The sequence below is a fragment of the Mesorhizobium sp. M0571 genome, from assembly GCF_040320985.1.
Lineage (GTDB): Bacteria > Pseudomonadota > Alphaproteobacteria > Rhizobiales > Rhizobiaceae > Mesorhizobium.
In genome coordinates this window covers 200,426-212,222 of the sequence record NZ_JAMYQT010000004.1, presented here as the reverse complement: position 1 = coordinate 212,222, position 11,797 = coordinate 200,426, and the positions used below count along the sequence as shown (strand labels likewise).

Sequence of the window (11,797 nt, the reverse complement as noted above, 5' to 3'; positions counted from 1 at the left end):
GAAGTACACATGAATGCTGCCATCCGTCTCCCGGTCGAGCAGGCTTATGCCTCTGAATTGCAGGCGCTGGCGCGCGGCGACGACCGGCAAAAGCCTGCGGGCTGGACCCTCTCGCCAAAAGCTGTGCTGACCTACCTGCTCGGCGGAAAGGCCGGTGACGGCACCTTGATAACGCCGAAATATGTCGGGCGCCGCCGGTTGATGGAAACCGCAGTGGCGACGCTCGCCACCGACCGCGCGCTGCTGCTGCTCGGCGTTCCCGGAACGGCCAAATCCTGGGTGTCGGAACATCTCGCCGCCGCCATCATGGGCGACTCGACGCTGATCGTGCAGTGCACGGCCGGCACCGACGAGAACCAGATCCGCTATGGCTGGAACTATGCGCAGCTTCTGGCAAAGGGTCCGAGCCAGGAAGGTTGGTGCCGACGCCGCTCTACCGAGCCATGCAGAATGGCAAGCTCTGCCGGCTCGAGGAACTGACGCGCATGGGTTCTGACGTCCAGGACACGCTGATCACCGTGCTTTCCGAAAAGATGATGCCGATCCCGGAATTGAACACTTCGATCTACGCGCAGCGCGGCTTCAACATTATCGCCACGGCGAACAATCGGGACAAAGGTGTCAACGAGCTCTCCGCGGCGCTCAAACGTCGCTTCAATGTCGTGGTGCTGCCATTGCCGGAAGACATGGCCGAAGAGGTAGCGATCGTCTCCAAACGGGTCGACGAGATGGCTGGCGGACTCGACCTGCCGGTGCCGAAAAATGTCGGCGAGGAGATCTCACGTGTGCTGACCATCTTCCGCGAATTGCGCTCCGGCGCGACTGCCGACGGCAAGGTGACGCTGAAGACGCCTTCCGGCTCGCTGTCGACCGCGGAAGCGATCGCCACGATGGTTGGCGGGCTCAGCCAGGCGGCGTGGTTCGACAGTGGTAAGCTCGGCGCCGAAGGTCTCGCCGCCAGCCTTGTCGGCGCGATCGTGAAGGATCCGGTGCAGGACAAGGTGGTGCTGGAGGAATACCTGGAAACGGTGCTCAAGAAGCGGCCCGACTACGCGGGCTACTACGCGGCCTTGAACGCAGCGATCTGATACCATGAGGCACGGGGACATCGCCTATTTCGGTATACGCCATCACGGGCCGGGTTCCGCCGACAGCCTAGTGCAGGCACTGCAGGATCTGAAGCCGGTCGCCGTGCTGATCGAAGGGCCGATCGACGCCTCCCCGCTGCTGCCCATGCTGGCCCGGCCGGAAATGCAGCCGCCGGTGGCCCTTCTTTGCTATCCGGAGGAGGATCCCGCTTCGACGAGCTTCTGGCCCTTTGCCGAGTTCTCGCCCGAATACCAAGCGGCCCTCTGGGCCGTGGGCAACCAGGCGGCGCTGCAGTTCATCGACCTGCCGTCGTCGGCACGTTTCACCACTGCGGCAGTTGATGGCGCGGAGGACGTCGATGCGGCCGAAGCAAACCAAGCCCCCGAGAATGACGATGCGGCTCCGCTTGTGCGTGATCCGATAGCCATGCTGGCGCACGCCGCCGGTTATGAGGATGGCGAGAGCTGGTGGTCCGACGTTATCGAACAGAATCCGGAACCCGGACCGATTTTCGCCGCGATCTCCGACGCAATGGCGATGCTGCGGGACGGCGAAGGACCGATCGTGCAGTTCGAAGCCAAGCGCGAAGCGCATATGCGGCTCGAAATCGCCAGGGCGCGAAAGGAATTCGACGGACCGATCGCCGTCGTCTGCGGCGCCTGGCATGTGCCGGCGCTGCGAGCGACACACCTGCAGATAGACGATCAGGCCCTGCTCAAGGGAGTTGCCCGCCGCAAGAGCACGATGACGTGGGCGCCATGGACGGGGCCGCGTCTGGCGCTGGGCTACGGCTATGGCGCCGGCGTCGTCGCACCCGGCTGGTGCAAGCATCTCTGGCGCACGCGCGGCCGACCAGATGCCGCGACCCGGTGGCTTGCAATGATCGCGGCCGTGCTGCGGGTGAAGGGCCACCTGGTCTCGACTGCCTCGCTGATTGAAGCGGAGCGGCTCGCCCGCACGCTTGCCGCCATTCGCGAGCGGCCGAAACCCGGATTTGAGGAATTGCGCGACGCGGCGATCGCCGCCCTCTTCAACGGCGAGGCGCTGCTGTGGGGACTTGTTGAGGCCGAGCTGCTTTTGGGCGCGGACGTCGGCGAAATTCCACCCGACACACCGCTGGCGCCATTGATCGAAGATCTCCAGCGCAACCAGAAGGTTGCGCGGCTAAAACCTGAGGCGCTGGAGCGGGAACTATCCGTCGACCTGCGAAGCGAAAGCGGGCTGTTTCGCTCGACATTGCTGCATCGGCTAAACGTGCTTGGTGTGCAATGGGGCAGATTGACGGATGCCGGTCGCAGCCGTGGTACCTTCCGCGAGCGATGGATCCTGGCCTGGGAGCCTGAATATGCCGTTCGCCTGGTCGAGAACCTGATCTACGGTCCGACCATCGAAAAAGCCGCCAATGGGCGCCTGATCCAGATGATCAATGCTGCGACGACCCTCGACACGCTTGCAACGTTAGTCCAGAGCGCGATCACGGCAAGCCTGTCGGAGGCGTCGACGGCCGGCCTCGCCGCACTTGAGGCGCGCGCGGCGCGCAGCAGCGAATGCCTGGAGATGCTGGCGTCGGTGCCGCCGCTCGCCGACATCATCCGCTATGGCGAGGCCCGCAAAACGGAGACGGACCGGCTGTCCGGCCTTATGGAGCGGCTGATCATCGAAGCCGCGATCGCGCTTCCCTATGCAGCACGCGATCTGGATGAGCAGGCCGCCACGACGCTGGTCGGCGCGATGCGCAAGGCCGATGAAGCAATCAGGCTGGTCGAGGCCGGCGATGACGTCATAAGCGAATGGCGCAACGGGCTTGTCGCCGTGCTGGAGGGGGTACGGTCGACGGCACTGCTGGCGGGATGCGCCGCACACCTTCTCTACGAAGCAGGCTGTCTGTCGGCCGAAGCAGCAGCGACACTGCTCGGCCGACGCCTGTCGCCGGGGACGCCCATCACCGAGGCGGCAGCTTTCTTCGAAGGCTTCTTCAGCACTGCCGGTCAACGGCTGATCTATGACGAGGGGCTGCGCGGCGCCGTCAATGGCTGGCTCAAATCCCTCGACGAAGACACCTTCATCGCGCATCTGCCGCTGTTGCGCCGCGTCTTTTCCAATCTGGACAGCATGGAGCGCCGTCGGTTGGTCGAGGCCGTTCTCGGCCGCGCCGCGCGCTTGCCGGCTGGCCTGACACCGACGCCGGATGGCGGCGAGGCCTGGCGCCGTCACCTAGGGCTGCTTGGACCCTTCCTCATGGGAGAAAACTGCAATGGATGACCAGGCCGAAATGAACGAGCCCGGCCCACTCACTGCCGATGCCGGAAGAGAGCGCCGATGGCGCCTGGCGATCGGCGCCGACGAGGCCTCGGCGGCGCTTTCCAGCGACGACAAACGACTTTCGGCGGCGCTCGACGCACTCTATGGCGACGGCACCAACGCCGCGGCCAGCGATCCGCGCAAGCGGCGCGGCGGACTTGGCCGGTCGGCGCCGCGCGTTGCGCAATGGATGGGCGACATTCGCTCCTTTTTTCCGGCGCAGGTCGTCCAGATTGTCCAGAAGGACGCCTTCGAACGGCTGGACTTGAAGCAGATGCTGATGGAGCCGGAATTCCTCAAGGCCATCGAAGCGGACGTCAATCTCGTCGCCGACCTGATTTCGCTGCGTTCGGTCATGCCGGCCAAGACCAAGGACATCGCCCGCACCATCATTGCCGACATCGTCGCCAAGCTGATGCAGCGACTCGAGCAGAAAACCGCCGAGGCGATACGCGGCGCACTCGACCGGTCGAGACGCACCAACCGCCCGCGTGCGCGGGACATCGACTGGCAGCGCACTATCTCGGCGAACCTTCGCCACTATCAACCCGAGCATAAGACCATCGTGCCGGAGAAGCTGGTCGGCTACATGCGCAAGCAGCGGCGGCTTGTCGATCTGGATGAAGTCATTCTCTGTGTCGACCAGTCCGGCTCGATGGCAAGCTCGGTGATCTACGCCTCGATCTTCGCGGCGGTGATGGCCTCGCTGCCGGTTGTGCGCACCAAGCTTGTCTGCTTCGATACGGCCATTGTCGACCTGACCGAAGAGCTCAGCGATCCGGTCGAGGTGCTGTTCGGCGTGCAACTTGGCGGCGGCACCGACATCAATCAGGCGGTCGCCTATTGCGCCGACCGTATCGAACGGCCAACCAAGTCGCATCTGGTGCTGATCACCGACCTCTACGAAGGCGGCAATGGCCAGGAGTTGCTGAGGCGCATGGCGGAGCTGGTTCGATCCGGCGTCAATACAATCGTGCTTCTTGCGCTGACCGATCAGGGCCGGCCCGGCTATGATCCGACGATGGCAGGTTCGGTTGCAGCACTTGGCATTCCGGTCTTCGCCTGCACGCCAGATCTGTTCCCGGATATGATGGCGGCGGCATTGCGCCGCGAAGATATCGGAGCATGGGCGGCGGGCGCCGACATCAAGCTGGTTCGTGCCGGCGCAGAGGCGCCGAGCCACCCGGCACCAAGTGCCATATAGGTTTGACAAACAGCAGCCCGTGCCTATCGTCGGCGTACTACAGGAGCGGCGCATGACAATAGCAACCGGCTGCGGTTTTGGCGGGTTTTCCGCACGCTTTCTTTGCAGCGAAAATCATCTCAGGACGCGCTCACAATCCTCGCCCGTCACCGTTCGCGCGGCATCGATGTCTGCGCGCCGATCGCATCCGTGAGCGCTTGGCCCCCACGGCTCGGCGAGTTCCTGTCGCGGCTGGAAAGGCGGCTGGATCGGTCGGCGATCGTCGCGGCCGATGAGGCCGGGCCGCGTTACAGGGAAGACCCCGACGGCAAAACCGGTGCGCGGCCGGAGGTCGTGCTGCGACCGCGCACCGCCGGCGAGGTGTCGGACATACTGCGCCTGTGCAATGAGGCCGGGCAGAGGCTTGTCATCCAGGGTGGCCGGACGGGGCTCGCCGGCGCGGCTCGCATCCAGCAGGGCGAAGCGGTGCTGTCGCTGGAGCGCATGACGGCGATCGAGGCTCCCGACCGCGGGGCGGTGACCATCATCGCCGAGGCCGGCGCGCCTCTGCAAATGGTGCAGGAAGCGGCCGATGCGGCCGGCTTGTTGTTCGGCGTCGACATCGGAGCGCGCGGCACGGCGACCGTCGGCGGCAATGTCGCCACCAATGCCGGTGGCATCCGCGTGCTGCGCTACGGCATGTACCGGGCGCAGGTGCTCGGCCTGGAAGCGGTGCTTGCTGACGGCAGCATCCTGACGTCGCTCAAGGGTTTGGCGAAGGACAATTCCGGCTATGATCTCAGCCAATTGTTCATCGGCAGCGAAGGCACGCTCGGCGTCGTCACGCGCGCTTGCCTGCGGCTGCACCCGAAGCCGGCCACCGAGATCAACGCCTTCTGCGCGCTTGCTTCGCTCGACGCGGCCATCACGCTGCTTGCGCTGCTGAGGCAGAAGCTCGGACCGTTGCTCTCGGCTTATGAGGTGAATTTCGCACCGCTTTATGGCGCCATGATTGCCGGCATGGAGGCGCCGGCGCCGCTGCCCGCCGGCTCGCCCGTCTATGTGCTCGCCGAGATACAGGGCAGCGAGCCCGACCGCGACGGCGAACGCTTTGCCGCGGTGCTGATGCAGGCGGTCGAGGACGGCGTGATCGACGACGTGGTGGTCTCCCAGTCGCCGCGCGAATTCCGGGCGCTCTGGGCGGTGCGGGAAGAGGCCAACCGTTTCCTGTTTTCGATAACAGGCCTGATCGGCGTCGATATCAGCATCCCGCTGGCGAGAATGGCGACTTTCCTGCGCGAAACAGAAGCCGCCACCAAGGCCGTCGACCCCAGCGCCGACATCTACGTCTTCGGCCATCTCGGTGATGGCAATCTGCATTACCAGGTCCGCACCGTGGATCCGGCGGCCGCATACGACATCGTCTATCGGCGCGTGGCCGCCGCTGGCGGCGGCGTCTCGGCCGAACATGGCATCGGCCTCGACAAGAAGGAATGGCTGCGTCTGGTGCGCAGCGATGCCGAGATCACGGCCATGCGGCGCTTGAAAACAGCCTTCGACCCGAACAACATCCTTAATGCCGGGCGCATCTTCGACCTCACGCCGGGCTGAAATCGAAGGCCGGTAGCGCTGGCCGGGTGCTGACCCTATCTGGCCGCGCGCTTCAATTCCGCATGCGCCACCGCGATGCGGGCGGCAAGCGCGGCGTTGTTGCGGACCAGCGCGATGTTGGCCTTCAGGCTGCGGCCTTGCGAAAGCTCGTTGATGCGGGCGAGCAGGAACGGTGTCAGTTCCTTGCGACCGATGCCGCGTTTCTCGGCCTCGGCCACCGCCACCGCGATCGTGCCGTCGATGAAGGCCGGATCGAGCGCATCTGCCTCGGGTATCGGATTGGCGACGAGGATGCCGGTGCCCGAATCGATCTGCTCGTGCAGCAGCATGGCCCGCGCGATCTCGTCCGGGGTATCGAGACGATGGTCGGACTTCAGCCCACTCGATCGCGTATAGAAGGCCGGGAAATCGTCGCTCCGATAGGCGATCACCGGTACGCGCTGGGTTTCCAGATATTCCAGCGTTTTCGCAATATCGAGGATCGACTTCACGCCGGCGCAAACGACGGTGGTGCCGGTCTGGCCGAGTTCGGTCAGGTCGGCGGAGATGTCGAAAGTGGCTTCGGCGCCGCGATGCACGCCGCCGACGCCGCCGGTCGCAAAAATGCCGACGCCGGCCAAAGCGGCGATCCGCATCGTCGCCGAGACGGTGGTTCCAGCCGAGCCGCCACGCACCATGATGGCGGCGAGATCGCGCCCGGAAGCCTTGACCACGTCCTTTGCCGCTGCCAACTGCTCCAGTTCACTGTCGTCAAGTCCGACCTTGATCTTGCCGGCGACCACCGCGATCGTGGCAGGCACGGCGCCGTTCTCGCGCACCACGGTTTCGACGCTGCGGGCGGTCTCCAGATTGGCCGGATAGGGCATGCCGTGGGTGATGATCGTGGATTCCAGCGCCACCACCGCGCGGCCTTCATCAAGCGCAGCAGCGACTTCATCGTTCAGGTGGACAAGGGAAGGTTTCATGGTCGTCTCGCTTTCGGGGTCGTCTCGCTTTCAGGCGGGGATACGGTGCATGCCGGCGGTGAGCAAGCGCGGCGACAGATCGGGGTGGACGCTGGATTCGCTCTCGGTGGTCAGCGTGGCGAGCAGCGCGCCGGTGCGCACGGCATGAGCTACGGGATCACCCGAAAGAACCTTGTACAGGGTGCCGGCGATCATCGCGTCACCGGCACCGGTGATGTCGACGGCCTGCGCCGGGACGGAGCGCATCGTCGTCACGCCGCTCTCGGTCGCGATGGCAAATCCATGTGCGCCCATGGTCACGATCACCTCGCCGGCGCCGGCGGCGCGCAGCGCCGCAGCGGCTTCCTTCGGCGTCAGCCGCTTGTCAGCATCGGCGATGCCGAGTATTGTATTGGCCTCGTCGTGGTTGGCGAACAAAAGGTCGATGCCGGTCAGGTCCTTCGGCAGGCGGGCCGATTTCGGCGACGATACCGTATCGACGGCGAGCTTGAAGCGCGCGCCCTGCTTGCGCGAGATCAGCGCTGCGATGGTTGCGGCCGGCAGGTTGCAGTCGATGAACACCCATGTCGCCGAAGCCAGATGCGGCCAAAAACGGTCGAGATAGGACGGCGAAAACAGATCGAAGATCTCCATGTCGGCGATGCCGAGCACGAGATCGTTGTTGCGGTCGAGGATGGCCGCGTATTCGGCCGTCGGCCGCTCCGTAGTGGTGATGACCTGGCTGACATCGGCGCCGAGGTCACGCAAATGCCGCACCAGCGAGCGGCCGGTTTCATCCTCGCCGACGATCGAGACGAAGCTTATGTCGACGCCGAGGCGGGCAAGGTTTTCGGTGACGTTGCGGGCAACCCCGCCGAAGCTGCGATAGCCGTCGACCGGGTTCGATGTCTCGAAGATCAGATCCTTCCTGGCGTGGTATTTGCGGTCGAGCACCGCGCCACCGATGCAGACCATACGTTTGGACGCCGGCAAGAGATAGCCGCGGCCGAGAATGTAGCCCTTGTTGATGAGTTGCACGATGTGGGCGGCGACCGTCGAGCGGGCAATGCCGAGCGCGGTTGCAATATCCTGCTGGCCGGCGAACGGATTCGCCGCAATGAGGTCGAGAACCGCTTGTTCCTGTGCTCCAAGGTCGTCCATCGTCTCACCTGGCCCGCCAAATTCGAGGCTGAACTCGATGTAGGAAACAACAGATGATCTTGTCAACATTGGTTTGTCACGGCGGCGTTTGACCAATCGGCGCTCCCGCGGCTCTCTGCCAGCCGGAGAGCGTGTGAGCGCATTGAAGAAAGCTACTTCGGAGGACGAAACTTGCTCTTGTCGGCGTGCAGCACCAGGGAGGCACAGAGGCCTTAACGCCAGGTCCGAAGACTGCTAAGCCTTCAGCACCGAGACGGCCAGTTCGCTGTTGTGGACGTATTCGTTGGCGTCAGGCTGCTTCTGCACGAGCAGGATGAACAGCAGATCGGTCAGCGTCAGTTGCGCATCGCGCGCGGTTATCGACGAGGAGCGCGCACGCTCTTCATCGGCGATCGTGTGGAGGCGAATGTCGGCAATCCGGCTCAGCGGATTGTCGCGAAGTCCAGTGACCGCGATCACGGTCGCGCCACGTTTGCGGGCAAGTTCGCCTATCCGCAGGGTTTCGATGCTGGCCCCGGAATAGGAGAGCGCGAACAGCACGTCACCTCGCCCAAGCGTCGAGACATTGGCCATTTGCACATGGCTGTCGCTGTCGTGCAGCACGTTGCGGCCGAGCTTCATCAGCTTGTATGAGAAATCGCGCGCCACCAGCGAGGATGCGCCGACGCCGGCCAAATGAATGCGACGCGCAGCGTTCAACGCTTCGAGGGCCTTGCCGATTTCCTGCTCGGTGTTGGCCGCGACGGTCTGCTGCATCGACAAAAGCTTGCTGCCGATCAGCTTGCGCAGGATGACCAGATAGCTGTCGCCGACCTCGATCGAACCATGGATCATGCCGGCCGGCACTTGCCATTCCTGCGATTTGGCCTCGCTCACGGCGAGCTTGAGCTCCTGATAGCTGGCATAGCCGAGCTTCTGGCTGAACTTGACGACGCTTGACTGGCTGCGGCCGATCTCGGCGGCGAGCGCCGCTGTCGAGAGGCGCAGCATCTGGTCGGGATTATCGACGATGTACCGCCCAATCTCGCGATCGCCGGGCGCCATGATCTCGAGCTTGGCCTCGATCTTCTTCAGGACGGACATGCGTTCCCCTGTTGCCAGTTACCGGCGATACCAAGCCAAGGAATAAATTATTCCGTCGCTGATTGACAGCCAAGAATGATCCATCAAATCTGGACCGGCGCGGTTTCGGACGGCTTTCGGGCAGGCCGACGATTCGGATGGGCCCAGGAATTCGGACATGAAAGACCGCCCGTAAGCGCGTAGACTCGCCGACACCTCGGATTAGGTCAGAGCCATGGATAAATTGCGGATCGTCGGCGGGCACAGGCTTGAGGGTGCGGTGACGATCTCCGGCGCCAAGAACGCCGCTCTGCCGCAAATAGCGGCGGCGTTGCTCAGTCCCTATCCGCTGCAACTGACCAACCTGCCTGCGGTGACCGATGTCGAAAACATGCTTGGCGTCGTCAGCCTCCACGGCGCCGAGGTCACCAGATCTGCCCATACCGTGACGATCGACACCGGTGCTGCGGTTTCCAAGGAGACAACTTACGATACCGTCAGGCGCATGCGCGCGACGGTGCTGGTTCTCGGCCCGCTGCTTGCCCGCTTCGGCCATGCCCGGGTCTCGCTGCCCGGCGGCTGTGCGATCGGCGCACGGCCGGTCGACATGCATGTCGCCGCACTTGCCGCACTTGGCGCCGACATTGCGATCGAAAACGGGCTGATCGTCGCGTCAGCGCCGGGCGGACTGAAAGGCGCGCGCATCGTTTTGAGCTCACCATCGGTCGGCGCGACCGAAACGGCGATGATGGCCGCGACCGCCGCGAAGGGCGAGACCGAGATCCTCAATGCGGCGCGCGAGCCCGAGGTGGCCGACCTTGCCGCCTGCCTGAACGCCATGGGCGCGCGGATCGAGGGCGCTGGCACGCACCGCATCCTGGTCGCGGGCAGCACAAGCTGGCGCGCCGCCACGCACGACATCATCCCGGACCGGATAGAGGCCGGCACCTATGCCGTCGCAGCGGCCATTACCGGCGGCCAGCTTGAGCTGACCCATGCGCGGCTGGAGCATATGGCCTCGGTCGTCCAATTGCTCGAAGCCACCGGTGTGAAAATCTGGCCGGGCGATCGCGGGCTGATCGTATCGAGAGACGGGCCACTCAAGGCGGTCGACGTGACGACGGAGCCGTACCCGGGCTTTCCGACCGATCTCCAAGCGCAGTTCATGGCGTTGATGTGCTGTGCCGAGGGCGCTTCGCTGTTGCGCGAGACGATCTTCGAGAACCGCTTCATGCATGTGCCCGAACTGATGCGGCTCGGCGCCAATATCAAGCTGCAAGGCACCATGGCGCTGGTGCGCGGAGGCGAGAAGCTGAAAGGCGCGCAAGTGATGGCCACCGACCTGCGCGCATCGGTGTCGCTCGTGCTGGCGGCGCTGGTGTCCGAAGGCGAGACGACGATCAACCGGGTCTACCACCTTGACCGCGGCTACGAGCAGTTGGACCGCAAGCTCCGGCTTTGCGGCGCCCAGATCGAGCGGATAATTGGATGAGTGCCGGCGCGGCGTCTCCGCATTATTTCCTGGGCGTCGATGGCGGCGGAACCGGCTGTCGGGCGCGCATCGAAGACGAGGCGGGAACCGTGCTCGGGCAAGGCCTGTCGGGTCCGGCGACAACGCGGCTCGGCATAGAGGCGGCCTGGGCCTCCGTTGCGAAAGCCTTTGGTGCTGCGATCGAAGAGGCAGGATTCGTGGCGGCGGAAATCGCTAGGATCCGCGCCGGCGTCGGTCTTGCCGGCATCGGCCGCAAGGGCGCGCTTAAGGCGTTTCGGGCAATCGCCCATCCCTTTGCGAGCCTCGACTTCGTCAGCGACGGCGTCGCGGCTTGCCTGGGCGCGCATTCCGGCCAGGACGGCGCCATCGTCATCGCCGGAACCGGCTCGATCGGGCTCGGCTTTGTTGAAGGGCGCGACCTGCGCGTCGGCGGCTACGGATTTCCGATTTCCGACGAGGGCAGCGGCGCCGATCTCGGATTGAAGGCAGTGCAGCTCGCCTTGCGTGCCCATGACGGCCGACATGAGCGGACGGCGCTGCTGGCCGAAGTGATGCTGCGCTTCAAGGACGACCCGTTCGAGGCGGTGGCCTGGATGGACCGCGCCAGCGCGACCGACTATGCCGCCCTGGCACCTATGGTGATCCGCCATGCCGACCAGGGGGATCCGGCCGGACGGCGCATCGTGCAAGGTGCTGCCGAGCAGATCGACACATTCGTGCGGGTGCTGTTCGAAAAGGGCGCGCCGCGGGTTACGCTGCTCGGAGGTCTGTCCAGCCCGCTGGAGCCATGGCTCGCTCCCGACGTCCGCCGACGCCTGAAGCCGACCGATGGCGATGCGGTTTCGGGAGCCATAATCCTGGCCAGAAAGTCCCTTTGCGGCGAGTAACGCCCTGCTCGACAAGGAATAGTTTATTCCTGCAATCCGTTGACAGCGGGAATATCGAATTCTAAAA

The 11,797-nt window shown here is 64.5% G+C and carries 8 protein-coding genes and 1 pseudogene; 6 read left to right on the top strand and 3 right to left on the bottom strand.

The features are described 5' to 3' along the window. Positions 1–9: 9 nt before the first annotated feature. The 4 genes and pseudogenes from NKI85_RS07475 to NKI85_RS07460 all read left to right on the top strand — a co-directional run bounded on the left by NKI85_RS07475 (position 10) and on the right by NKI85_RS07460 (position 6,184). Positions 10–1,088 (top strand): annotated as a pseudogene (locus NKI85_RS07475) (ATP-binding protein). Positions 1,089–1,092: 4 nt separating this feature from the next. Next, a complete protein-coding gene (locus tag NKI85_RS07470) occupies positions 1,093–3,351 on the top strand; it encodes a DUF5682 family protein (protein ID WP_352776475.1) in 2,259 nt (752 codons plus the stop codon). Further along, positions 3,344–4,594: a VWA domain-containing protein gene (locus tag NKI85_RS07465; protein ID WP_352776474.1), complete on the top strand. Its 1,251-nt coding sequence runs from the start codon at positions 3,344–3,346 to the stop codon at positions 4,592–4,594. Before NKI85_RS07470 ends, NKI85_RS07465 begins: the two co-directional genes overlap by 8 nt. 189 nt (positions 4,595–4,783) lie before the next feature. Further along, positions 4,784–6,184: an FAD-binding oxidoreductase gene (locus NKI85_RS07460; protein WP_502896058.1), complete on the top strand. Its 1,401-nt coding sequence runs from the start codon at positions 4,784–4,786 to the stop codon at positions 6,182–6,184. 35 nt (positions 6,185–6,219) lie between these two features. On the opposite strand, the gene NKI85_RS07455 is transcribed toward NKI85_RS07460, so the two are convergent. The 3 genes from NKI85_RS07455 to NKI85_RS07445 all read right to left on the bottom strand — a co-directional run bounded on the left by NKI85_RS07455 (position 6,220) and on the right by NKI85_RS07445 (position 9,372). After that, complete coding sequence (locus NKI85_RS07455) at positions 6,220–7,149, bottom strand: pseudouridine-5'-phosphate glycosidase (protein WP_352527196.1); 930 nt, start codon at positions 7,147–7,149, stop codon at positions 6,220–6,222. A 30-nt stretch (positions 7,150–7,179) separates the two neighbouring features. Continuing rightward, positions 7,180–8,289, bottom strand: a complete 1,110-nt coding sequence (locus NKI85_RS07450) for a carbohydrate kinase (RefSeq protein WP_352776473.1) — start codon at positions 8,287–8,289, stop codon at positions 7,180–7,182. Positions 8,290–8,523: 234 nt separating this feature from the next. After that, positions 8,524–9,372, bottom strand: a complete 849-nt coding sequence (locus NKI85_RS07445) for a MurR/RpiR family transcriptional regulator (RefSeq protein WP_352527194.1) — start codon at positions 9,370–9,372, stop codon at positions 8,524–8,526. A 214-nt stretch (positions 9,373–9,586) separates the two neighbouring features. Between NKI85_RS07445 and murA the strand changes: the two genes are divergently transcribed. Continuing rightward, positions 9,587–10,843, top strand: coding sequence for a UDP-N-acetylglucosamine 1-carboxyvinyltransferase (gene murA, locus NKI85_RS07440; RefSeq protein ID WP_352527193.1), 1,257 nt, complete (start codon positions 9,587–9,589; stop codon positions 10,841–10,843). Further along, complete coding sequence (locus tag NKI85_RS07435; RefSeq protein WP_352776472.1) at positions 10,840–11,730, top strand: glucosamine kinase nucleotide-binding domain-containing protein; 891 nt, start codon at positions 10,840–10,842, stop codon at positions 11,728–11,730. Before murA ends, NKI85_RS07435 begins: the two co-directional genes overlap by 4 nt. The last annotated feature ends 67 nt before the right edge of the window (positions 11,731–11,797 follow it).

Coding starts and splice junctions, on each gene's coding strand:
- NKI85_RS07470 (WP_352776475.1), top strand. CDS start 1,093: ATGAGGCACGGGGACATCGCCTATTTCGGTATACGCCATCACGGGCCG.
- NKI85_RS07465 (WP_352776474.1), top strand. CDS start 3,344: ATGGATGACCAGGCCGAAATGAACGAGCCCGGCCCACTCACTGCCGAT.
- NKI85_RS07455 (WP_352527196.1), bottom strand. CDS start 7,149: ATGAAACCTTCCCTTGTCCACCTGAACGATGAAGTCGCTGCTGCGCTT.
- NKI85_RS07450 (WP_352776473.1), bottom strand. CDS start 8,289: ATGGACGACCTTGGAGCACAGGAACAAGCGGTTCTCGACCTCATTGCG.
- NKI85_RS07445 (WP_352527194.1), bottom strand. CDS start 9,372: ATGTCCGTCCTGAAGAAGATCGAGGCCAAGCTCGAGATCATGGCGCCC.
- murA (WP_352527193.1), top strand. CDS start 9,587: ATGGATAAATTGCGGATCGTCGGCGGGCACAGGCTTGAGGGTGCGGTG.
- NKI85_RS07435 (WP_352776472.1), top strand. CDS start 10,840: ATGAGTGCCGGCGCGGCGTCTCCGCATTATTTCCTGGGCGTCGATGGC.